The organism is Ahrensia marina, assembly GCF_042140245.1.
Taxonomy (GTDB): domain Bacteria; phylum Pseudomonadota; class Alphaproteobacteria; order Rhizobiales; family MH13; genus MH13.
Genome location: NZ_CP159483.1, coordinates 1,388,786 through 1,412,810, shown reverse-complemented (window position 1 = coordinate 1,412,810; position 24,025 = coordinate 1,388,786). Strand labels below are relative to the sequence as shown.

18 protein-coding genes and 1 pseudogene are annotated in these 24,025 nt (G+C 57.5%); 9 read left to right on the top strand and 10 right to left on the bottom strand.

Features of this window, described 5'->3' with window-relative positions:
• The first annotated feature begins 149 nt into the window (after positions 1–149).
• Both ABWH92_RS06935 and ABWH92_RS06930 read left to right on the top strand, forming a co-directional pair.
• Positions 150–764 (top strand): sigma-70 family RNA polymerase sigma factor, encoded by a 615-nt coding sequence (locus ABWH92_RS06935; protein WP_375573359.1) that lies wholly within the window; start codon positions 150–152, stop codon positions 762–764.
• Between the two features lie 97 nt (positions 765–861).
• Entirely contained in the window at positions 862–1,191 is a 330-nt protein-coding gene (locus ABWH92_RS06930) for a TraR/DksA family transcriptional regulator (RefSeq protein WP_375573357.1), read from the top strand.
• A gap of 13 nt (positions 1,192–1,204) precedes the next feature.
• Here the strand turns inward: ABWH92_RS06930 and ABWH92_RS06925 are convergent, their stop codons facing one another.
• Positions 1,205–1,399, bottom strand: coding sequence for a DUF1674 domain-containing protein (locus ABWH92_RS06925; RefSeq protein ID WP_375573356.1), 195 nt, complete (start codon positions 1,397–1,399; stop codon positions 1,205–1,207).
• 130 nt (positions 1,400–1,529) lie between these two features.
• Here ABWH92_RS06925 and htpX point away from each other — a divergent pair, with 130 nt between their 5' ends.
• The 4 genes from htpX (at position 1,530) to purH (ending at position 7,483) form a co-directional block, all read left to right on the top strand.
• Complete coding sequence (gene htpX / locus ABWH92_RS06920; RefSeq protein WP_375573355.1) at positions 1,530–2,450, top strand: zinc metalloprotease HtpX; 921 nt, start codon at positions 1,530–1,532, stop codon at positions 2,448–2,450.
• A 5-nt stretch (positions 2,451–2,455) separates the two neighbouring features.
• A complete protein-coding gene (gene rsmB, locus ABWH92_RS06915) occupies positions 2,456–3,832 on the top strand; it encodes a 16S rRNA (cytosine(967)-C(5))-methyltransferase RsmB (RefSeq protein ID WP_375573354.1) in 1,377 nt (458 codons plus the stop codon).
• Positions 3,833–4,082: 250 nt separating this feature from the next.
• On the top strand, positions 4,083–5,801 hold the full coding sequence (locus tag ABWH92_RS06910) for a heparinase II/III family protein (protein WP_375573353.1): 1,719 nt from the start codon (positions 4,083–4,085) through the stop codon (positions 5,799–5,801).
• Between the two features lie 92 nt (positions 5,802–5,893).
• Complete coding sequence (gene purH / locus ABWH92_RS06905) at positions 5,894–7,483, top strand: bifunctional phosphoribosylaminoimidazolecarboxamide formyltransferase/IMP cyclohydrolase (RefSeq protein ID WP_375573352.1); 1,590 nt, start codon at positions 5,894–5,896, stop codon at positions 7,481–7,483.
• Positions 7,484–7,493: 10 nt separating this feature from the next.
• Here the strand turns inward: purH and ABWH92_RS06900 are convergent, their stop codons facing one another.
• From ABWH92_RS06900 to ABWH92_RS06890, 3 genes are all read right to left on the bottom strand, one after another.
• Positions 7,494–8,219 (bottom strand): hypothetical protein, encoded by a 726-nt coding sequence (locus ABWH92_RS06900; protein WP_375573350.1) that lies wholly within the window; start codon positions 8,217–8,219, stop codon positions 7,494–7,496.
• 65 nt (positions 8,220–8,284) lie between these two features.
• On the bottom strand, positions 8,285–9,682 hold the full coding sequence (locus tag ABWH92_RS06895; RefSeq protein ID WP_375573348.1) for an MFS transporter: 1,398 nt from the start codon (positions 9,680–9,682) through the stop codon (positions 8,285–8,287).
• Positions 9,683–9,694: 12 nt separating this feature from the next.
• Positions 9,695–14,512 (bottom strand): NAD-glutamate dehydrogenase, encoded by a 4,818-nt coding sequence (locus tag ABWH92_RS06890; RefSeq protein WP_375573347.1) that lies wholly within the window; start codon positions 14,510–14,512, stop codon positions 9,695–9,697.
• A 326-nt stretch (positions 14,513–14,838) separates the two neighbouring features.
• Here ABWH92_RS06890 and ABWH92_RS06885 point away from each other — a divergent pair, with 326 nt between their 5' ends.
• A complete protein-coding gene (locus ABWH92_RS06885) occupies positions 14,839–15,225 on the top strand; it encodes a metallopeptidase family protein (RefSeq protein WP_375573346.1) in 387 nt (128 codons plus the stop codon).
• Here ABWH92_RS06885 and ABWH92_RS06880 read toward each other — a convergent pair.
• Both ABWH92_RS06880 and ABWH92_RS06875 read right to left on the bottom strand, forming a co-directional pair.
• Complete coding sequence (locus ABWH92_RS06880) at positions 15,222–15,530, bottom strand: AzlD family protein (protein ID WP_375573345.1); 309 nt, start codon at positions 15,528–15,530, stop codon at positions 15,222–15,224. The two genes, ABWH92_RS06885 and ABWH92_RS06880, sit on opposite strands and share 4 nt — an antisense overlap.
• A complete protein-coding gene (locus tag ABWH92_RS06875; protein ID WP_375573344.1) occupies positions 15,527–16,255 on the bottom strand; it encodes an AzlC family ABC transporter permease in 729 nt (242 codons plus the stop codon). Before ABWH92_RS06875 ends, ABWH92_RS06880 begins: the two co-directional genes overlap by 4 nt.
• Positions 16,256–16,363: 108 nt before the next feature.
• Here ABWH92_RS06875 and leuD point away from each other — a divergent pair, with 108 nt between their 5' ends.
• Both leuD and ABWH92_RS06865 read left to right on the top strand, forming a co-directional pair.
• Positions 16,364–16,969 (top strand): 3-isopropylmalate dehydratase small subunit, encoded by a 606-nt coding sequence (gene leuD / locus ABWH92_RS06870; RefSeq protein WP_375573342.1) that lies wholly within the window; start codon positions 16,364–16,366, stop codon positions 16,967–16,969.
• A gap of 130 nt (positions 16,970–17,099) precedes the next feature.
• Positions 17,100–18,587, top strand: coding sequence for an L-lactate permease (locus tag ABWH92_RS06865; RefSeq protein ID WP_375573341.1), 1,488 nt, complete (start codon positions 17,100–17,102; stop codon positions 18,585–18,587).
• 9 nt (positions 18,588–18,596) lie between these two features.
• Here the strand turns inward: ABWH92_RS06865 and ABWH92_RS06860 are convergent, their stop codons facing one another.
• The 4 genes and pseudogenes from ABWH92_RS06860 to ABWH92_RS06845 all read right to left on the bottom strand — a co-directional run bounded on the left by ABWH92_RS06860 (position 18,597) and on the right by ABWH92_RS06845 (position 24,009).
• The gene (locus tag ABWH92_RS06860; protein WP_375573339.1) at positions 18,597–20,264 is read right to left on the bottom strand and encodes a DEAD/DEAH box helicase; all 1,668 of its coding nucleotides are present in this window, start codon (positions 20,262–20,264) and stop codon (positions 18,597–18,599) included.
• Between the two features lie 345 nt (positions 20,265–20,609).
• Positions 20,610–21,434, bottom strand: coding sequence for an aldo/keto reductase (locus ABWH92_RS06855; RefSeq protein ID WP_375573338.1), 825 nt, complete (start codon positions 21,432–21,434; stop codon positions 20,610–20,612).
• Between the two features lie 16 nt (positions 21,435–21,450).
• The gene (locus tag ABWH92_RS06850; RefSeq protein ID WP_375573336.1) at positions 21,451–22,947 is read right to left on the bottom strand and encodes an FGGY-family carbohydrate kinase; all 1,497 of its coding nucleotides are present in this window, start codon (positions 22,945–22,947) and stop codon (positions 21,451–21,453) included.
• Positions 22,947–24,009 (bottom strand): annotated as a pseudogene (locus tag ABWH92_RS06845) (ABC transporter ATP-binding protein). Before ABWH92_RS06845 ends, ABWH92_RS06850 begins: the two are co-directional and overlap by 1 nt.
• Positions 24,010–24,025: the final 16 nt, after the last annotated feature.

The window sequence follows — 24,025 nt, the reverse complement described above, 5'->3', positions numbered from 1 at the left end:
TTTACCTCTTGGAACAAATAGCTCACACTTACAACGAAGTGATAGCAGTGGTTCGACCGCGACTTCAGGACAAATTGCAAAAGAGCCCTATGTTCTGCATGTCATCGTCGGCAATGTCTCAACCTCACCCACCCCGAACGGTTTCTTGAATGCCGCGATCCACGCAGCCTGATACCCGGTCTGAATCGGCAAAGGCCGATGCAAAGCACCATGCAGCTTGGCTTGAAGCTGTGGCGGAAAACCAAGACCGCAGCGCTTTCGCTGAGCTGTTCAATCATTTCGGCCCGCGCGTGAAAGCCTATCTCATTCGCCTGGGTTCAGATGACACGATGGCCGAAGAGGTCACTCAAGATGTGATGGTGACCGTTTGGCGCAAGGCGGCTCTGTTCGATCGCTCCAAAAGTTCCGCCGCGACCTGGCTTTTCAGAATCGCCCGCAACCGCCGGATCGACATGTTGCGTCGGAAGCGCACCGTCAATGTCGACACCGAAACGATGGTCATTGAAGACGAGAACCTGCCCGATCCCAACGAAACGCTGGATGAGGACAAGCGACAAGCTCGTATCCGTAAAGCGTTGGCGCAGCTGCCAGAACAGCAACTGCAACTGGTGGAACTGGCATTCTTCACCGAGCTATCGCACAGTCAGATCGCTGAGGAGACGGGCTTGCCGCTCGGCACAGTAAAGTCACGCATCCGTCTGGCGTTTGGCCGCCTGCGACGCGTCCTGGAAGAGGATGATCAGGTAGACGCACCCACCAGCTAAGCTGGAGTGGTGGTTCAGCTTCATCATGATCAAGCGCAATGCGCTGAGACTTTGCATCGGGCATCTTCTGGTCTTCAAGACCCAAGAAAGAATCCCGATGATCGCCTTCGAAGATGCTCGCAAACGCCTCAAAACCCGCCTGGCGGAACTTGATCACCGCCTTGTCGATATCGAGCACGATTTGGATGAGGCCAAGCCCGCCGACTTCGAAGAAGCGGCCAGTGATCGCGAGAGCGATGAAATGCTCGAAGAGCTAGGCTCTGTCGGTCTGCTCGAAGTGCGGATGATCGAAGCTGCTCTGAAGCGTTTGGATGACGGCACCTATGGGGTCTGCGTGTCCTGCGGTGAGCCGATCTCAGTCGAGCGGTTGGAAGCTGTTCCGCATACGCCGCTCTGCAAAACCTGCGCCGGAGCAGGCAAGCATTAGCAAGGTCACGTCCTTAAAAGTCTGACGTCAGACCCTTAATTTCCCAATCATCATAGCGCACCGGGTCCAGCCCACCGCGTCCATCGACTTCTTTAGGCGATGGCTTGGTCTGTTGATCAGCTTTGGCGCGCCGGGCTTGTGCCTCTGCCTTGGCGCGTTCAGCCGCAGCCTTGCGCCGTGCCGATTTTTCGTCCTGATGTTCGCTCATAGGTCAAGCTCACTTGTGGCTGGTGACAAACACTTAGAGTTGCATTCCTAAAGGATCAAACCTTGTTGGACGCTCTGTCGCACCCCATAAATGGAAGACCCCCGCACTGAACACAATGGATATTGCAGCAATGAGCGTAATGCGCACTGGCATACTTTTGGCTGGCCTGACCGCCCTGTTTATGGGCGTCGGCTTTCTCATTGGCGGCACAAGCGGCATGATCATTGCGCTGGTCATCGCAGCAGGTATGAACCTTTTCAGCTACTGGAATGCCGACAAAATGGTGCTGCGCATGCACAATGCGCAAGAGGTGGACGAGCGCTCCGCCCCGCAACTGGTCGCCATGGTGCGTCAACTCGCCGACCACGCCAATCTGCCAATGCCAAAGGTGTATGTGATCAACACACCGCAACCCAACGCCTTTGCAACTGGCCGCAACCCTGAAAACGCCGCCGTCGCTGCGACCACCGGTCTGCTGGAAACGCTGACGCAGGAAGAAGTCGTTGGTGTGATGGCCCATGAGCTGGCACATGTGAAAAACCGTGACACGCTGACCATGACAATCACCGCAACGTTGGCTGGTGCGATTTCGATGCTTGGCAATTTCGCGCTTTTCTTCGGCAACAACCGCAACAATCCGCTGGGCATTGTTGGCGTGTTGGCAGCGATGATCGTCGCGCCTATGGCCGCGATGATGGTGCAAATGGCAATCTCGCGTACCCGTGAATTCGCCGCAGACAAACTGGCAGCCGAAATTTGCGGACGGCCCGATTGGCTGGCCTCAGCCTTGGCACGCATCGGTCAACTGTCTCAACGCGGGCGGATCGAAAGCGCTGAACGCAACCCAGCGACAGCACATTTGTTTATCGCCAATCCACTGGCCGGGTCTCGCTTTGCGGGTCTCTTTGCAACCCACCCACCAATGGAACAGCGCATCGCCAAACTCAATGAGTTGGGCATGAGCTGGGGTGATGAGCCGTTCTCGCTGGATGGCGAGCAGAACCAAACGCGCAGCGCCACCTTCCGCGACACCAAAGGCCCTTGGGGTTGACGGGGTTGAACGCACAACACGTGCGTCGTCGCCAAAAGCCCGATCAGCGAACCGGAAGATCTATTCCAGGTCTGCCGGCACGCTCCCATGCGGCTGATCTCGTTTTCGGTGTTTTGAACAATGGCAAGGCCCTAGACGGCGCTTTTGAAAGCCAAAAGGCTGGCGGTTTACATGCAGGCGCCGACCGCGCTCTGACCCACGCTCTTGTGCTCACCACGCTCCGCCGTTTGCCAACGTTAGACGCTGCCATCAATGCCTGTCTTGATAGACCGCTCCATACGAGTGCCGCCAAGGCGATGGCCATTCTTCGGGTGATGACCGCCCAACTTCTGGTGATGGAGATGGCCGATCACGCCGCCGTCACGCTGGCGGTAGAGGATGCCGCGCGCCGTAAAGACACCGGCAAGCTGAAGGGCCTGATCAACGCCGTCGGACGCCGTATGGTGCGCGAAAAACAAGCCCTTATGGACGCCACACCAGTATCTGACCTGCCCGCTTGGCTGGAAAACCGCTGGCGCCGAACCTATGGTCAAAAACGCACCGCCAAGATCGCACAGGCGATGCAGCAGCAACCGGCCATCGACCTATCCTTTAAACCAGGGGTTGATCACCAACTCTGGTTGGAGAGGCTTTCCGATCGCGACCCCGTTTCCCTCAACGAGCGATCGATCCGATTGGTCAAGCCAGGTGGCATAGACCGCTTACCCGGTTATGAAGAGGGTGATTGGTGGGTTCAGGATATCGCTGCGACCCTCCCAGCACATAGCCTGATCGATGCACTGCCTAACCCGTCACAAACGTGTGTGCTCGATCTCTGCGCCGCACCTGGCGGTAAGACCGCTCAACTAGCGAGCGCCGGATGCACCGTTACAGCCATTGATCAGTCCGCACCTCGAATGAAGCGCCTGGCCGCCAACATGAAGCGCCTGGGTCTCACCGTTGAAGTCCAGATTGCCGATGCGTTGACCTACTCACCCAAGAAGCGCTTTGATGCTGTTCTGCTCGATGCGCCATGTTCGGCAACGGGCACGCTGCGCCGCAACCCAGACATTGGATATCTGCGACGTGAGCGCGATATCCAGTCCTTGGCCAAGCTCCAAGCAAGCCTTCTGGAAAAGGCAGCACACTTTGTGAAGCCGAACGGGGTTCTGGTTTTTGCCACCTGCTCATTGGAACCCGAAGAGGGCGAAGCTCAGATCACGCGCTTTCTGCGCGAGCATCAGGATTGGTCGCTCGACCCCATAGAGGCCGACCTTGGCCCCAAAGGCGTCATCCAGGACGATGGAACGGTGCGCACACTGCCTCACCTATCGGCCGACCAAAATGGCGTTTGCCCAGGCATGGATGGCTTTTTTGTTGCCAGGCTGCGTGCGCCCAACTGATCCAAGTTGGCGGTCTGCCGTAAAGGCAAATCAGCCAGCGATGTTAACCGGAACTGTAAGTTTCCTAAGCTTTTAGCGAAAATTTGAGCTATTGCGTGCCACTTATCACACAGCGTGATCGCGTTTTGCATCACAACATGCACTCTCAATGGGACTGGGGGCAGGCACGGTGGCGATCGGAACGACCTTTCGACCACTTTTTGGAGCATTCAAACGAACCGGCTCGTCGCTGACGAGTCGGCGTCGCGCTATGGGTGCGAGCCTTTCCACCCTTTTGGTGGGCACATGGTCGCCACGCCGGGCCTTCTTCCAACTCGTGCCCCGCGATATGCGCACTGCCGATCCAACCCGCGCAAGCGAGTGGATCGAAGGTTACATAGCCCTGGCTGATAGCGTTATCGAGTTAAAAGGGCGCAGGCTCTTTAACATAGAGCCGCCCACAGAAGAGTTTGCGCGCGACCTTCATAGTTTCGAGTGGTTGCACCATCTGCGCGCCTATGAATTGGCATCCACCAGCACCAAAGAAGCCCAAACAATCGCCGCTGATCACGCGCGCGACCATGTACTTGGATGGATTGCGACGCGGAGCAAACACCCAAAGTTTGCTCACACACCCTCCATGGCTGCCCGCCGCGCATTAGCATGGACCAACCATGCTGCCTTTCTGCTCGATGAAGCTGACCCACAGGATTATCGAACCATCATGGCAAGCATTCTGGCTGATACCCAGTATGCATTCACCCATCGCGCCCTAGTCGAAGACCCCACAAAACATTGCATGCTGGTTCTGGCGTGCGCGTCAGTTGCACATGCTCTCAGCGATCACATTGCACTTAAGCAACAAACGAGAGATGCCCTCACCGAAGCTCTCAAGATAACCTTCAATGCCGATGGTGGACCGCGCACCCGCCGCGCAGGTGACTTGCCACCATTGCTGGCGGCCATGCTCTCGCTGAAAGCCCTGATGGAAGGCCGTGGTCTCAACGCGCCACAGCGGTTGCTACAGTCGATCGAGAATGGTCAGCGTATGCTGCGTATGTTGCGCCACCCCGATGGCACACTGGTTCGTTTTCAAGGCACACGCAGCATCATGGCGCTGGAAACCGACCTCATCGCAACCATCCTTTTCTTTGATACCGAGCGAGGCCCACTGCCTATCTTGGCGCAGCAAAGCGGATATGCGCGGCTGGAAGCACCAGACTCGGTTCTGCTGATCGATTGCGGAGGCGCTCCGCCCCTTGAAGCCAGTCGACAAGCCCATGCATCCACATTGGCTTTTGAGTGGAGTTACGCCGCAACCAAAATCATCACCAACGCACCGGAGATTGGATACTCTGTGGACGCTGACCTTTTGGATCAGCGCCGCACAACGGCACACTCCACGCTGTGTGTTGGCGGCGTATCCTCCGCCACCTTCCCAGACGCGCATGCCGATAGCGTGCTTGTGGCAAACGGCCTGGCCATCGCCACCGAGAAGTCCGCAGATGCTCCAACGCGTAGCTTTCGCGCCCGACACACTGGCTATCGGCAAAAGTTTGGCGTCGATCACGCACGCTCCCTGACCGTGTCCGACAACGGACGGGTGATTGAAGGTCATGATCAATTGGTGTTCGCCTCAGGTGCTCTTGCGAGCACCAATCGCAACCCGTTCACTTTGGCTTTTCAGCTGCAACCGGGCGCGCGTGTTCGAAGTGAAGGTGACCGGCGCATGCGCATTGTGATGCGCCACCATACCATCATGTTTGAGATCGATTCTGGCACCGCCAAAATTGTTGATCCCACGGATCGTCCAACCTATCGCGGACCAAGCCGTGCGCGACGCATCCTGGTGGAGGGCCCAGTCGGTGGGCCAGCGGAGATGCATTGGCGGTTCATCGTTCAAATGGGTGGTGGTTTTGACGCGCCCCCAGCAACAGATGCGCCGCTTGAGACCATCGAAGAGGATCAGGACGCCCCGTCCCCAGATTAGGCAAGTGTCCAGCTTTCATTGGCAGGGCCGAGCGTGTTAGCGCCAAGCCTGAGCAAGACAACTCCGTCAGCACAAAATGAAAGCGCGCCCGCATGAGCGACCTCGCCCCCATCCGTCGTGCCCTCCTGTCGGTATCCGATAAGCAAGACCTGGTACCCTTCGCACGCAAGCTTGCAGAGCATGGTGTCACAATCCTATCCACCGGCGGCACAGCGCGCGCCTTGAAAGAGGCTGATATCGCCGTCACCGATGTGTCGGACGTGACAGGCTTTCCAGAAATCATGGATGGCCGGGTAAAAACGCTGCACCCCAAAGTTCATGGAGGTTTGCTGGCTGTGCGCGCAAACGGCGAGCATCAAGCTGCCATGGCCGAGCAAAACATTGAGCCTATCGATCTGCTCGTGGTGAACCTCTACCCATTCGAGGCAACTGTTGCTGCTGATGCAGACGCAGCCACAGTCATTGAGAACATCGACATTGGTGGCCCGGCTATGATCCGAGCTGCGGCCAAAAACCATGGAGATGTTACCGTCGTGACCGCTCCAGAAGACTACCAAACCGTGTTGGATGACCTGGCGGCACATGACGGTCAGACAAGTCTTGCGACACGCACCAGCTTGGCTGGCAAGGCTTATGCCCGCACCGCTGCCTATGATGCGGCGGTAGCCGCTTGGTTCGCCCGTGACACGCCCGATGCCCTACCAACACATGTTACTTTAGGCGGCACAAAAGCGCTGGATATGCGCTACGGCGAAAACCCACACCAAGCCGCTGCGCTTTATCTCACCGGCGAAAAACGCCCCGGTGTGGCGCGTGCAGACCTGGTGCAAGGCAAGCCACTCTCCTTTAATAACATCAACGATGCCGATGCCGCTTTTGAGTTGGCATCCAGTTTTGATCCTGCCGCCGGTCCAGCTATTGCCATCATCAAGCATGCCAACCCGTGTGGCATTGCCCAGCAAGAAACGTTGGAAGAAGCCTATGCGCTGGCTCTGCGCTGCGACCCAGTTTCAGCCTTTGGCGGGATCGTCGCCATGAACACCATGCTGACCGGGACAGCTGCTGCAAAAATCACCGAAATCTTCACTGAGGTGATCATCGCGCCCGATGCCGATGACGAGGCCAAAGCGCTGGTCGCCAAAAAGAAGAACCTTCGTCTCTTGCTGACCGGTGGCTTGGCCGATCCACGCACCGCTGGACACGCGATCCGAACCGTAGCAGGTGGGTTCTTAGTCCAGGGGCGTGACACGTTGGAGGCAGAGGATATCAACCTCACGGTTGCCACCAAGATCGCCCCAACGGATGCGCAAATGCGCGATCTACGCTTCGCCTTCAAGGTTGCCAAGCACGTGAAATCCAATGCCATTGTCTATGCTAAAGACGGCGCAACCGTCGGTGTCGGCGCCGGCCAGATGAACCGATTGGATTCCTCACGGATCGCCGCCATGAAAGCCGCCGAGGCGGCTGAAACCGCGGGCCTTGATCAATCCCTCGCCATCGGGTCGGTTGTCGCCTCGGATGCGTTCTTCCCCTTCCCTGACGGGCTTCTCGCAGCAGCTGAAGCAGGGGCCACGGCTGTTATCCAACCCGGCGGTTCGATGCGCGATGATGCTGTGATCCAAGCCGCTGACGAGGCAGGCCTTGCGATGGTTCTAACGGGTGTGCGCCACTTCCGGCACTAGCCAAACAAGGCTAATTACTGCCTTTGGCATCCGCCTCAAGGAACTGAGCCACCAGAGGAATGGGGCCTTCAGCGTTCACGACGGCATAGTCGCGCAATTCATCATTGGACAGGTAGCGCATATCCGCCGGAGGCACGTCGAGCGACATATCAATGAAGGTGTCATCGACGCCCATATCAAGCGCGTAAACCTTGATCATCGCAGCAACCGCTTCATCGCCAGGGCGCAGAACAACACGATTGTCTGGCTCCAAATTGCCCGGATAGAAGCGATGCACGCCGATCACATCATCCTCAGCGTAACGCTCCACGCCGCCCAGAAAGGCAAAGGTACAAGCTGATGCGCAATCGCCCGAGCGCATCGTGTAACCACCGCGTGGCAAACGCTGCGGGAAACCCACCTGGGTGTTGAAGCCTTGCTCGCGGATCTCACGACCCAGACGCAAACCGGCTATCACATCTCCACCCGGCGAAGAGAAAACGACCGTCAGGCCCTGCCCTTCCAGGCGGTAGGCTTTGACGAAGTCGCGAAACTGGGCGGCTGTGAAATCTTCTATATCGCCAACCGCGCGAATGTACCGGCAAGCAGGGCAGTCGATGTCATTGTCTACCAGCAAGAACCGCATCGGTTGGATGGGCTGGGGTGCCTGGTTTTGTGCCAAAACCGGACCAGTCACCATCGCACTGATCATCGCCGCAGCACCAGCCAGCAAAGCAGTCAAGCGTTGGACACTCATGGGGCGGATTCCCTTGCATCGAACCAGGAACAAAGAGTTGGCCAAAAATCGTAAAGGATCAAGCCTCACATGGCGCGTTCGCGCACACGCACCTGCAAAAGCAGTGCGCCACCTGCAACGAAAAAGAGGATCAACACCGAAATGCCCGCGCGCTGATCCATGGTTAGCGCTGTTACAGTGGCCACCGCCCATGGGCCTACGAAGCTTGTCACTTTGCCGGACAGGGCGAACAATCCAAACGTGCGCGCCCGAGCATGCGGCGGCGCCAAACGTGCCAAAAGTGCGCGGGAGGAAGCTTGCAACGGCCCCGCTGCTGCACCCATCAAGCCACCAAGTACCAGATAAAGCTTCTCCGGCGTCGTGGCGAAAAGACCGTCCGCAGGAGAAACCGGGATAACGAAGAACATAGTCTCAGCGCTCAAACTAACCACTGACAGGCTGGCCAGGGTGAGCACACCAAGGCTCGTCAAGATGACTGGTTTGGCACCAACTTTGTCTTCCAGAGGCCCACCAATCAACGCACCTATCGTCCCGGTGATGGTCAACAAGATACCGAAAAGACCGACCTCAGTGATCGTCCAGCCAAAAACGCCCGTGCCGTAGATGCCACCGAAAGCAAAAAGCGCCACCAGACCATCGGCATAAATCATATGCGCGATCAAAAAAGTGGTGAGCGGTTTTTCGCCGCGCAATGCGGCCAGGCCCTCACGCAGGTCAGCAAGGCCCTGTCCGATGGCCTGTGACATCGGCATCATCGTTGGCCGATCTGGCGTGAAGACCATCAGCGGCAACACCAAAACCGCAAACCAAATCGCCGTAAACGGGCCCACCGCCCTGTCGCCCTCTCGGGCAGACGCATCCAAGCCAAACAAAGGTTCAAGACCCAGGATGGTTCGCCCTGTTTCCGGTGACCCAACCAGCAGCCCGATGGCGATCAAAATAGTGACAACAGCTGCACAATACCCAGCCGCCCAACCGTGAGCAGACAGCCGACCTAGCCTATCAGCAGGCACAAGGGTGGGCATCATGGCATTGTTGAAGACGCCGGCCATTTCCGCCGCAACTGTTCCAACCGCAAACAAGATCAAGGCAAGCGTCAGACCATACGGAACACGCGGTTCGGCAAACCAAAGACCGATCGCGCATATCGCCATGATGAGGCCAAGCAGCGCAATCCAAGGCTTGCGTGGGCCCGCTGCATCGGCAATTGCCCCCAAGGGTGGAGACAACAGCGCGATCGTCAAACCGGCAAAGCCTGCAGCATAGCCCCACAAGGCCTGCCCTTCAGCGGGGGATGCAGCCAAAGCAGAAACCACATAAGGGCCAAAAACGAAGGTCGTTACCAACGTGAACCAGGGCTGCATGGCTGCATCAAACATGATCCAACCGAAAACACCCTTCCGATCCGCCGGGGGATCGGAAAGGCTGTCAGCGACCTCGGCCATATGATCGGCTTGGGTCATGCAGAGAAGGTCTTAGGAGAGGTCGTCAAGCAACCCACCCGCAACGGAAAGCTTGGAAACCGTCAACGCGCCCCCATCAATGATGTCGCTCATGGCATGGGCCACGCGCTCCACCTTGGCAGACCTTTCAGCCTTCCAAGCATCAAGTCCGCCTTCATGCTGTAAGATGTCGATGGTCAGACGACGGCGAACCGAGGCGAGCGATTGCCGTGCCCGATCGAGTGCCAATGCATCATAATAGTCAGCGACCTGAAGATCGCGCGCTGCCGCATCCAGACGGCCCAAACCGAAGATCGCTCCAAGCTCAAAATAGGTCTTGGCCACGGCCTCGGTGTCCAACCCACAGGCGTCACGCACCAGGATCATATCCGGCAAGATCGAATAGACCGCCATGGAGGCGATCCGCGCCGATAGCTCTTCGGGCACACCACGCTCAACCAGTTCCTGCGTATCGCCAGCGATGCGCTCAGCAACCGGACGCGCCATGGTGCGTTCGAGCACCGGTGCAAAATCAGCGATACCAGCACGGTAGTGATCCACCACATCAGCCAGGCCTTTGGAGAAATCGACATTGGTCAGGAACCACCCAATCCGGTCGATCACCAAGCGTTGCACAGCGCTGTAAAGCGACAGCTGCAAGGCACCGGAAATTTTGGTGTCCAGCGCATCGATTTCCTCGTTGAGCGCCGTCAGCTGATAGGCATCGCGCACGATAGCAAAGGCACATGCGATGTCAGCTTTCGAAGCGCCTGTAGTATCCGACACGATCTGGACAAGCGTTGCCCCACCCCGGTTGATCATCGAGTTGGAAAGCTGCGTGGCAATAATCTCACGGCGCAGGCGATGGTTTTCGATTTCCTCGCCATAAGGTTCATGCATCGGCGTTGGGAAGTAGCGATACATCTCCCGGCCAAGATAAGGATCATCAGGCACATCGCTTTCAAGAAGCGAGGAGAACAGATCGATCTTAGCGTATGCTAGCAGAACAGCCAGCTCCGGGCGGGTTAGCCATTGGCCAGCCTCACGCCTCTCGGTAAGCGCCATCGCATCGGGCAGAAACTCAACCGCCCGATCCAGAAGACCTGAGGCCTCCAGCGTGTTCATCAGGCGCGCCTGGTAGCCGAAATCATTCTCGTTTTTGGCTTCCGTCAGCGAAACTGACAGTGTCTGCAAATAGTTGTTGCGCAGCACCAGAGCCGCCACCTCGTCGGTCATCTCGACAAGCAGCGTGTTGCGGTCCTCGCGCACCAGCTTGCCTGCTGCCTCTGCAGCGCCAAGCGCGATCTTAATGTTCACCTCAAGGTCGGAAGAGTTCACGCCAGCAGAGTTGTCAATCGCATCGGTGTTGAGCCGCACCCCATGCAAACCAGCCTCGATACGCGCCTTCTGCGTGATACCCAGATTGGCACCTTCGCCAATCACCTTCACGCGCAACTCAGGCGCATTGATACGGATCGCATCATTGGCGCGGTCACCGGCATCCAGTTGGCTTTCGCCGGTGGCCTTGATGTAGGTGCCAATGCCGCCAAACCACAGCAGATCAGCATCAGCCTTGAGGATTGTCGTCATCAGCTCGTTGGGCGTGACGGTAGCCTGCTCCAGCCCCAGCACGGCTTGGGCTTCATTGGAAAGGGTGATCGACTTGGACGAGCGTGGATAGATGCCACCGCCCTTGGAAATGAGGTCGGTGTTGTAGTCCTGCCAACTGGAACGCCCCAAATCAAACAGCCGCTGGCGTTCAGCGAAGCTCATTGATGGGTCGGGATCCGGGTCGATGAAGATGTCGCGGTGATCAAACGCCGCCAACAACTTGATGGCTGGCGAAAGCAACATGCCATTGCCAAAAACATCGCCCGACATATCGCCAACACCGACAACGGTGAACGGCTCAGTCTGGATATCGACATCCATTTCGCGGAAGTGGCGTTTCACCGCTTCCCAGCCACCACGGGCGGTGATGCCCATCTTTTTATGATCGTAGCCTTGGGACCCACCAGACGCGAACGCATCACCCATCCAGAAACCATGCGCCTCCGAGATGCCGTTGGCGGTATCGGAGAAGGTCGCCGTGCCTTTGTCGGCTGCGACCACCAGATAAGGATCATCGCCATCCAATCGCACCACCGCATCAGGTGGTTCGATGCCATCAAGCGACAAATTGTCGGTCACATCGAGCAATGAGGAGATGAAAATCTTGTAGGCTTCAGTGCCTTCGTTGAACCACGCCTCACGATCATCACGGGGCGGAAGCTGTTTGGGCACAAACCCACCTTTGGCACCAAACGGGACGATCACCGCGTTCTTTACTTGCTGCGCCTTGGCAAGGCCCAGCACTTCGGTGCGGAAATCCTGCGGACGATCCGACCAACGCAGGCCACCACGGGCGATCATGCCACCGCGCAAGTGAACCCCTTCCACACGCGGTGAATAAACCGAGATCTCGCGCAAGGGGCGTGGCTCAGGCAAGCCATCGACATTCTTTGAATCAATCTTGAAGGCGAAGGTTGGTTTGGGTTTGCCATCCGTGCCAGGCTGGAAAAAGTTGGTCCGCAAGATCGACTGAATAAGATTGAGGAACCGACGCAAGATCGTGTCCTCATCCAAACTGGAGACATCCTCCAAAGCCATGCTGATGGCTGCGGCGATCTTCTCTGATTGATGATCACGCTCAGCTTCAGTTTTACGAGGGTCAAGACGAGCGTGGAAAAGATCAACCAGCGATGTCGTGATCTGCTCGTGCTTGATCAGCGTTTCCCAAACATAGTCAGGGCTGAAAGCAAGCAGGGCTTGGCGAAGATACCGGGCCAACGCACGCAGCATCGCCACATCGCGCCAAGGCAGGCTAGCGCTGGCAATCAACGTGTTGAAACCATCATTTTCTGCTTGGCCATACCAAACCGCCAAAAACCCAGCCTTTAGCGGTTCAGCCAACGACTCCAGATCGATAGCCTCACCATTGGCGCGTTCCAGCAGGATATCGTGAATCCAAACCGGCTCCGCATCGCGACGCTCAACGCGGTACGTCCGCTCATTGATCGCGCGGAAACCCATGGCCTCAATAATCGGCATGCGGTCGGACAAAGCGATCGGCTTACCAACGTGGTAGAGCTTAAGATCGATGCGTTTTCCATCGGTGTCATCGCGCCCACGGAAGGCCAGTTGCAGACTTCGGCTCTCGCCAAGGCTCTCCATCATCACCGCATCGTCTAACGCGGCTTCGCCTGAGAACGCCTCGCGATAGGCACCGGTGAAGGCATCGCCGTAGCGGCTTAGAAGCAAAGCGCTACGCACGCTGTCTTGACTTGCCCGGACTGCCGAACGGAAAGCATCCGTCCAGGTGCGCACAATGCCTGCGACACCCTCTTCGAGCACCTCTTGCGCGATATCAGGCGTGTCACCTTCAGAGCGGCCGATGATGAAATGGACCCGCGCTAGGGGGCCTTCGGGATAGGCCACATACCAAGCTGAGACCCGTCCTTGATACTGCTCGGCCAGCCACTCCCCGATCTTCATGCGCATCCCGGTGGAGTAACGTTCACGAGGCACAAAAACCAAGGTGGAAACGAACCGGTCAAACTTATCGATCCGCGAGAGCACCCGCACACGTGGGCGCTCGCCCAATTGCAAGATCGCAGTCGAGAAGCGGTGTAAGGTCTCTAAGTCGAGCTGAAACAACTCATCGCGCGGATAGCTCTCCAGCACATTGGCCAACGCACGACCGGAATGGCTGTCAGGATCATAACCGGACCGCTCCATCACCTGATCAGTTTTACGGCGCAGATAGGGAATGTTGCGCGTGGAGCGGGTGTAAGCGGTGGCAGAGAACAGGCCGACAATGCGAAGCTCGCCAAACAGCGTGCCATCTTCGGCGTAGGTTTTGAGCCCGATATAGTCCATGTAGGTGCGCCGATGAACACGGCTGCGAATGTTGGCTTTGGTCACCAAAAGCGGCTCGGGCCGGCGCATAAAGTCCAGAAGCTCTGGCGTGTGGGTGACAAAGGTTGCCCCTTTGCGCAGCACCATCAAATCGGGATCAGAGAGCAAGCCGAGACCTGGCACATCCACCCGTTCCAATGACCCGCCTTCACCGTCATCGACGAATTTGTAGTCCCGCATACCAAGGAAGGTGAAGTTGTCGTCCAACACCCAGTCAATGAATTGAATGCCTTCAGCCAGCTCATCCACGGGCAGAGAAGGAGGGTCGGACTTATAGCCCATAACCACCTGGTTCACCCGGTGGCGCATCGCTTTCCAATCGCGCACCGCCAAACGAACATCAGCCAACACAGCGTGGATGCCGGTTTCTAGCGCATCACGGTCGGACACGCTGTCCATCTGCTCAACATGGAACAGGATAACGCTCTCGCGAAGAGCGGTTTCATCCCCCATCGGGCGTTCATGGCCATGCACGTGCGTCAGGTGACCATTGGCATCGCGATTGACCCAAAGAACCGGATGAAGGACCAACCGCAGATCAACGCTGGCGCCCTGCAATTCGCTCATCACCGAGTCGACAAGGAACGGCATATTGTCGTTGACGATTTCGACGGCCGAGACATCGCTCAGCACACCATCACCTGAAACTGGTTTAGGGTTGAAGACCCGCACAAACGCTTGGCCAGACCGTCTGTCTGACATGCGCTCAAATGTGTCCCGCGCGATCGCTGCTAGCTCAGCCGCAGAGTAGGTGACCAGGTCTTCCGCAGCGCCTTCCCGAAACAATGCAGCGGCAAACTTCGACAGCGCCTCTGCACCGTCAGCTTCCTCACCGAGCACTTTCACAGCCGCTTCGATGAGCTTGCGCTTCTGCACTTGTGCCGACTGGCTCATGACACATCCCCTCCCGATTTGCCGCGCATCACGTAACTGCCCATCGCGGGCAAGGGGAACGCCGCATGTGTTTGTTTCGGTGCCAAAGTGATTCTCTCGTGCCGCACCTTGAAGCGGACTATTGACGAAGCAAGGAACCCTGTCGAGCCACCCCAACAAGGCGGCTTATCTTGAAGCAGTCTGGTCACGTCTTTATGTAACCTCATAAGGCGCGGGACAGGGGCGCGGTGGGCCAGCCTCCACTCAAACTGAGACGAAACGGCAAGACCAACACCGCTATGGGACAGAAACTACCCGATTTTCCCGCCAATAGATGGGCTGATGCTATGGCGCCATCGCTGGACGATTTTGCCGGTCTAACGCGCGATGCGCTGCGTGAGCTTCCAGACCCCTTTGCCGACATCGCGCGTCAGGTCGCTGTGCGTATCGACAACTTTGCGGACGCTGACACGCTCGCCGAGATGGATATGGAATCGCCGTTTGAGCTTCTTGGCCTTTTTGTCGGCGAGGGCATTGCCCAGGGTGGAGGCTTGGGTAAGTCCGGCGAGTTGGACAACGCGATTTGGCTCTACCGCAGACCCATCCTTGACTATTGGGCCGAGCATGAGGAAACGCTCGGCGCGGTTGTCCGCCACGTGTTTATTCATGAAATGGGTCACCACATCGGCCTGTCAGACGATGATATGGATCGGATTGAGGCCGAGAGCCCTTAGGTCAAAAACAACGACCAACCGGCTGCAAACGCCATCGCGATGAACATCGCCCAAATGGCGCTGCGGGTTGCCAACATCACCAGAACAGCAACACCCACCGCAAGCGCCTCGCGGGTACTATTGTTGACGATAAACGTGACCACAATCGCTGCAAGCACCGAGGCAGACATCGCTTCCAAAAAGCTGGTGATGCGCGGCGACATGGTCACAAACCGCATTACAAATGCTCCGCCAAGCCGGGTACCGAGCGTGACGAAGGCCATCATGGCGATGGCAAGGTAGGCTGTGGTGGGATCAACCGTCATGGTTCGGCCTTCCCTTCACTTGGGAAAGCAGCACCGACCAAGCCACCCGACAAAGCCGCAGCAATGATGTTCCAACCTGTCGGCAGGATCGGCATGGAAAGAATGGCAACCGCACAAGCAACACCCACCGGAAGCGCCGCCTTCATGTTTGGCACCATGCCTATCGCCAGCGCTGCAAAGAACGCCGCCATAACAACATCAACGCCAAAGCGTTCCAGATCGCCAAGCAATGTGCCAGCAAAAACACCAACGGCTGTCGAAACGGCCCAAACCGACCACAACACCAGCCCACCACCGAGAATATGGGCGGCATCGCGCTCGCCTTCCTTCATCGCTTGATAGCTGTCGGCGAAATTCACATCAGAAAGCAGCATCAACGCCCCAAACCAGTGTCGCGGTGGAAGCCGGTTTACATAAGGTGAGATCGCCGCGCCGAGAATGAGGTGACGAGCGTTCACCGCCAACACCACAAGGGCAAGCGAGAGAAAGGGAAGCGGCGTCTGCCAAAGGTCGAGCGCAGCAAACTGCGAGGCTCCGGCAAACACCGTCAAACTCATGACCATGGCCTGATCGATTGTCAGTCCGCTCTCGATGGCTGCAGCTCCGAAAGCCACCCCAAAGGGAAACACAAACACTGAAACTGGGAGCAGTCGCTGGCCACCGCGCACCAAACCTTTGGCCGTAAAATGGGGGACAAGGGTGGAGGACGAGGTCGCATCAGCCATGCTTTGCCAGTGTCAGAGACGAGAGGTCTGGTCAAGCGTCATACGAGGCAGTCTTGTGGCGCTGCGCCGCGCTTGCTAACAGGACGCCGATCAGGAGATTTCACATCCATGGAAAAGTTCACGACCCTCACATCGGTCGCAGCGCCGATGCCCGTGATCAATGTCGATACCGACATGATCATCCCCAAACAGTTCTTGAAAACCATCAAGCGCACCGGCCTTGGCAAAAGCCTGTTCTACGAGATGCGCTATAATGAAGATGGCAGCGAGAACACCGATTTCGTGCTCAACAAAGCGGCCTATCGCGGCGCGAACATTCTGGTGGCTGGCGACAATTTCGGCTGCGGATCAAGCCGTGAGCACGCGCCTTGGGCGCTGCTCGATTACGGCATTCGCTGCGTGATCTCCACCAGCTTCGCTGACATTTTCTACAACAACTGCTTCAAGAACGGCATTTTGCCGATCGTTGTCTCTTCAGACGAACTCGACGCGCTGATGGACGATGCGCAGCGCGGCTCCAACGCGACGCTGAGTGTGGACCTTGAAAACCAAACCATCAAAGGCCCAGACGGCGGCACGATCAGTTTCGAAATCGATGCGTTTCGCAAGCACTGCCTGATGAACGGCTTGGATGACATCGGCCTGACCATGGAAAAAGCACCGCACATCGATAGCTTTGAAGGCAAAATGGACGCCGACCGCCCCTGGGTTTAGGGACCAGCGCGCATATCGTGAGACCGAGCTGGTGCGATTTGTGCACTCTTCCATCAGGGGTTGCTTGATAGCGCAGCGACCTCTGGCTATCGCTTAAAAAGACACTCTTTTTTTGAAGCGATAAAGCCACTTGCCCATTTTGCTTGCCGCCTTGCCATTGATCTGCGTGCTCATCGGCATGGCGGTGCTGCACACCTCCGCCATTGTTGCAGGGCTGGCAGGCTTTGCAATCGCTGCCGGTTTGGCATTGTTCGGGCCGTTTGATCTGGCCGAAGCTGTTAGTCTGCCTTTGCGTGCAGCAGCAACGGGAACGCTAGCCGAGGCCGCGCATTCAACACTCACAATCCTCTGGATTATCTTTCCAGCGCTGGCGCTTTACGCCTATCAGAGCCGCGTTGGCGCCATTGATCGCATTCGCGATGCGCTGGCTGGCCTGACCGATAATCGCCGCATTCAAGCCCTCCTGATCGCTTGGTTTTTTGGCCTTTTCATCGAAGGCGCTGCAGGGTTCGGAACACCTGTGGCACTGGCAGCCCCGCTGCTGCTTGGTATCGGCTACTCTCCCATTCGCGCAGTCACGCTGGCCCTGCTAGGCCACGCCGCTGGCGTCTCGTTTGGTGCCGTGGGCACACCGACGCTGGCGCAACTGGAACTGACCGGCCTTGGCGCAGAAGAACTTGCTGGCCATGTCGCCCTGCTTCATGCCTGCCTTGGATGGATTCTGCTGTTTGCCATGGTGCGTCTTGCAGATGACGGGCCGATCACGCGCAGCGAACTTGGTTGGACACTGCTGGCAGGTGTCTTTTTCTTCCTGCCGTTCTTGGCCCTTGCCTACTTGGCTGGACCTGAACTACCCTCGCTGGCAGGCGCCTTAATCGGCACCATCATTTTTGTCTCAGTCCTGCGACAGCTCGGGTCTAACAAGCCGCTGGCGTTAAGATCCCTTGTCGCGGATCTCACGCCCTACCTCATCATCGTCGCACTTGTGCTGGCCACGCGGCTGATTGAGCCACTGCGTGCCGTGACCAGCGAGGCAGCGTTGTCCTGGTCATTGTTCGAACAGTTTTCAGGAAGTTTTGCGCCACTCTATCATCCTGGCACCCTACTTTGGGGTGGCTTGATCATCGGCGCACTGATCACACAGCGCACCAACGCCATAGCGCCGGCAACCCAGGAAGCACTAAAACGTCTGCTTGTGGTGAGCCTGGCCCTGTTCGTGATGCTCTCGCTGTCGCGGCTTATGGTGCAATCGGGCATGATCACCACACTTGCCGATGCAGCCGCCACCACCGGCACCTTTTGGCCACTGTTCGCACCGGCTGTCGGCGTACTCGGCACCTTCATCACAGGCTCGGCGACGACCTCCAACATTCTCTTCACTGAACTTCAGGTCTCAGCGGCGGATGCGCTTGGCCTGCCGGAAACCACAATGGTCGCCGCGCAAGGCTTCGGTTCCGCCATCGGCAACATCATCGCGCCCCACAACATCATTGCTGGGGCAGCCACGGTCGGTTTGATTGGCAAAGAGGGAAAGGTGCTGGCACGCACCGTGATTTGGTGCGCGCTTTACACCGGACTTGGCGGGGCCGCCATCTTGGTGGCGACCCAGCTTCTCTAATCCGTTACTCTAGGCCGCGCGCAGGTTCACGGCAGTCAGCTTACCGCGCTTTTCTTCGGCCAGCTCATAGTGGAACGTCTGACCTTCATTGACGGCTTTCAGGCCAGCTTTCTCAACCGCGCTGATATGGACGAAAACGTCTGGTCCACCATTGTCTTGCGCCAAGAAGCCGTAGCCTTTTCGGTTGTTGAACCACTTCACAGCACCGGTAGAACCGTCGCCTGCACGACCACCTTTAGCTTTGCGTTCCTGACGTGATGGTTTCTTGCCCTGGGCTGCAACCTCAGTTGGGTTCAACGGATCAAAACCAAAGTCCTCGCGCTTACCGCCCTTCTTCATGGACGGTTTGGCTGCCTGCTTGTCGCGGCGATTTTCATCTGTTGGAACGCGGCGCTTGCCTTTGTCTTTGGCATTCACCCGATCACGGTGACGGTCCTTCTTCTTGCTGCCTTTTTCAGCCTGCGGCTGGGTGGCAACCTGCACCTTCACGCGCTCAACGGCCTCAACATCACCGTGGACGGGCACGCTTTGTTTGATGAGACGTTCAATGTCGCGCAGCAGTTTGCGCTCGGCAGGATCGACCAAAGAAATCGCGACGCCGCTGTTACCCGCACGTGCTGTCCGCCCAATACGGTGCACATAGGCTTCCGGCACATTGGGCAGCTCAAAGTTCACCACGTGGGACACGCCATCAATATCGATGCCCCGTGCCGCCACGTCGGTCGCAATCAAAGCTTTCACATCACCGCGTTTAAAGGCCTGAAGTGCCTTCTCGCGTTGGCCTTGGCTACGATTGCCATGGATCACCGCGTTCTTCAGCCCGTAGGAGGCAAGGAACTTGGCAACCTTGTCAGCACCGTGCTTGGTGCGCGTGAAGACAATGGCCCGTTCCACCTCGAGCGGAGCAAGCAGATCGAGCAGCTTGTCACGTTTCTGCGCTGCAGGAATGTGCAGAACGGATTGCGCAATACGGTCGATCGGTTTGGACTGCGGTGCAACCGAAATCTTCTCCGGATTGTCCTGAAAGTCCTTCGCCAAAGCCGCCAGCGGTTTGGGCATTGTCGCCGAGAGCAGGACCGTCTGACGTGGGCTGGCAACAGCACCCAGAATGCGACGCATCGCGGGGATAAAGCCCATGTCGAGCATCTGATCGGCTTCATCAAGCACCACCAGATCAGTGCTGTGGAGACGAACGGCGCCAGAGCGCATATGGTCTTCCAGGCGCCCAGGCGTTGCGACCAGAATGTCGACACCATCAGCCATTGCTTTGGCCTGTACCGATGCACTGGCGCCACCGACAATCACGCCGACAACGGGCTTCAAATTCCGGCCATAGGTTTTTACAGCGACAGAAATCTGCTGCGCCAGTTCGCGTGTCGGCACAAGGATGAGCGCTTTCGCGGTCTTGGGTTTGCGCGGCACGAAGGCCTTGTGAACGCGCTTGTCAGTTAGCTCACCTTGCTTCAGCTCGGCTTTTTCAAGCGCCAAAGCGTGCAGCAACGGCAACACGAACGCTGCTGTTTTGCCGGTGCCGGTCTGGGCGATGCCGAGCACATCGTGCCCGGCAAGCATAGCGGGAATCACCTGGCCCTGGATGGGTGTCGCGGTGGAATAGCCTTCACCCGAAACGGCATGAAGAATGGGCTCGGCGAGGCCGAGGTCCGAAAACTGTGTCAAATCTGTTCTTTCAAAAAGGTTGGCGCCGCTGCGCCTCACTTGGGCAAACAGCGCGAATGAACACCGGGTCGTACTCGTTGGTGAGCACGAAGAGTGCGCCATGGATAAAACCTTGGGGCGCAGCCGGTGCTCGCATACGGATCGTCTGTATGCTTCAGGGGGATGGTACCCATCGACGGTTAAATCTTTGGGCGAAACGCTTTAGCGTCGATGTCTATCTGGCGACATACCGGTCAAACATCAAGTAAAGCGAAGCGACAGGTGAACCATCGCCCGCTCGAAGTCAATTGAATTCACCGCAAACTACAAGCGGTTGGCGCATCACCTGATGGCTAACCGACCTCTCTACTCGAAGGTTGCTGGGTCTGGCCCAAGTCGATCACCCGCATCCAAGCCAGCAATGGCTGACATATCATCGGCAGTGAGTTCAAAATCAAACAGAGCCATGTTTTGCGCCATGCGCTCAGGGTTCGTGGAGCGCGGAATCACCGAACAGCCAAGCTGGACATGCCAGCGTAGAATGATCTGCGCTGGGCTTTTGTTCAAACGCTCGCTGATGGCAACAATCACCGGATCATCGAAGCTTTTTGATTTGCCAAGCGGCGTCCAGCTTTGGGTGATGATGGCGTGGTCAGCATGGAAAGCACGCAGCTCTGCCTGCTGGAAACGCGGATGCAGTTCGATCTGGTTGAGGACCGGGGTTACGCCCGTCTCACCGATAATGCGCTCTAGATGAGCAGACGCGAAATTGGACACACCGATGGAGCGCAGTTTGCCCTCCTCCTTGGCGCGGATGAAGGCTTTCCACGTCTCCACATAAAGCCCTTTGTTCGGACACGGCCAGTGGATGAGGCAGAGATCAACGGCATCAAGGCCCAAACGTTCCAAGCTCGCATCAATGGCGCGCAGCGTGCTGTCAAAACCTTGATTGTCATTCCAAACCTTGGTTGTGACGAACACATCATCGCGCGGCAAGTCAGAAGCGCGCAGGCCTTCGCCCTGGCCAACTTCATTGCCGTAGATCGCAGCGCCATCAAGCAAGCGATAGCCAAGCTGCAAGGCTTGCGCCACGGTTTGGCCAGTTGTGTCTTCTGGGACCTGCCAGAGACCAAACCCAAGCTGCGGGATGGATCTACCGTCGAGGAGAGAAAGAGAGGGGATCGCAGTCATTGGTTTGGCTTTCGAGTTAGTGGGGAAGCCCGTCGAGACGAGCGTAAAAGGGCTGGGCCGCCGTATAGAGATCAGCGTAGATCGGCATCATCGCATCATAGAGCGCGACAGTCTGCGGGTCGGGATGAACATCTTCAACAAACCGCACCATGGTGTGCGTAGCCTCGGCAACATCAGCCGTATCACCAGCGGCAATCGACGCCAGCATGGCCGCGCCGACAACGCCGCACTCCAGCTCTTCAGGCACGGCATAGGGTACGTTGTACATGCTTGCCTTGATTTCAAGCCAGAGCCGAGACTTGGCGCCACCACTCGACGCAACAATCCGCTCCGGCCGACCATGCTCGCCCTGCAAAGCATCCAGCCGGTGACGCACGGAGAAAGCTACGCCTTCCAGCACAGCACGGTGCATCTCTGACAAGCCATGCGATGAGGTCAAACCAAAGAACTGCGCGCGGGAATTGGTGTGATCGCCAAAGCGTTCTCCAGAAAGATAAGGCAAGAAGAACAAGCCTTTCGATCCCGCCTTCGCCTGTGTAGCGGCCTCGGCAACCTCAGCGTAGCTTCGGCGATTGTCGTGAAACGCACGCCGCGCCCAACGCACCGCATCACCGCCCGCATCAAGCAGTGTAAAACTGCCCCAGGTGCCGCCGGCACCAATGACATTGGAGACACTGGGATCAAGAACCGGCGTATCATGCATCAGTGTGATTATGGTCGAGGTGCCCGTAACATCAGATCCTGTTCCAGGCTCTGTCACGCCCGAGCCAAGCAGCGCCAACGGATAATCGCCAGCGCCCACCAGAACGGGAATGCCGGCGCTTAGGCCAAGCAGATTGGCGGCTTCATCTGACAATCCTGCAAGCACATCTTGCGGATCGCGAAGCGGTGGAAGCAATTCACCAGGAACGCCCGTCAGCTTGATCATCTCATCGGACCAGCTACGCGTCTTCCAGTCCATCAGGAAGCTCAGCGAGGCTTCCGTCACATCTTGCGCGCATTCGCCCGTCAGTTTGTAGTTGATCCAATCCTTAGGCATCAGCAGGCTAGACGCCTGCGCAACGCTTTGCGGATCGTTCTCCATCAGCCAGGCAAGTTTAAAGGCTGGCCAAGCAGGGGCTGGCGTGTTGGCGGTGTGGGCCAACGGTTGGTCGGCTGGCACCCGCGCTGCAAACGCTTCGACCTGTGGGACCGTTCTTTTGTCATTCCAAAGCAGTGCCGCCTCGCGCGTCAGTTGCCCATCGTCATCGATGAGCACGGAGCCGTGCATCTGACCGCATGCGCATAGAGCAGCAACACGATCTGGTGCATTCTCAACTTTGCCCAGCACTTCGCGGATGCTTTCAACCGTCCCGTTCCACCAGTCAGCGGGCCGCTGTTCCGACCAACTATGCTGCGGGACGATCTGATCATGCTCGCGGTTGGCGAAAGCGAGGATCCGCCCTGACCGATCAACCAGCGCGGCCCGCAAGCTGCCCGTGCCGACATCGATGGCCAGGTAAAGATCACGCACTAGAGACGCTGCTCTGTTTCGGGATCAAAGAAGTGCGCTTGCGTCATATCGACAGTGATCGGGCAAGCCTCGTTCACCGCCACATCAAAGCGCGGGTCCACTTGCGCGGTGACTTTCTCACCGTTCACAGTCCCAAGCACCAGCGTGTGCGCGCCCAGCGGTTCAATGACAACCGGATCGATGGTCAGCGTCGCAGTATGCTCGGACTGGCGCATATGTTCTGGACGAATGCCGAACATCACCTGCCCCCGGTTGCCCAGACGTTTTGCCTCTTCAGGCGGTAAGGGCAGTGTTTGATCACCCAACTTAACAGCGCCATCCTCAATAGCTGCCTTGAAAACATTCATCGAAGGTGAGCCAATAAAGTCAGCGACGAAAAGGTTGGCCGGGCGCTCGTAAAGAACAATCGGTTCTGCAGCCTGTTCAATAACGCCATTTCGCATCACAACCACGCGGTCAGCCATGGTCATGGCCTCCACCTGGTCGTGCGTGACATAGACGGCAGTGGTGCCAAGACGGCGCTGCAACAGCTTAATTTCGGTGCGCATATCAACACGCAATTTGGCATCCAGGTTCGAGAGTGGCTCATCGAACAGGAACACTTCCGGTTGGCGGACCAGTGCACGACCAATCGCAACGCGCTGACGCTGACCACCGGAAAGATTCTCTGGGTTTGCGATCAAGGTAGGGGTCAAGGCCGAGCAACTTGGCCGCCTCACCTACCCGCTCCTCTATCACCGCCTTATCGGTGCCATGCACCTTCATCGCGTACCCGATATTGTTGCGCACACTCATGTGCGGATAGAGCGCATAGTTCTGAAACACCATCGCGCAATCGCGCTCGCCAGGTCGAGCAAAGGTCACGTCCTTGCCGCTGATGCTAATGTTGCCGGACGTTGGCAATTCCAAGCCAGCCAACATGCGCAAGGTGGTGGTTTTGCCGCAACCCGATGGCCCGACAAGCACAATGAACTCGCCCTGCTCAATGGTCAGCGAGAGCGGAGGGATAACATTCACATCACCGAAGTTCTTGGTGACGTCTTTCAGTTCAACGTGCGACACACGCGGTCTCCTTCAA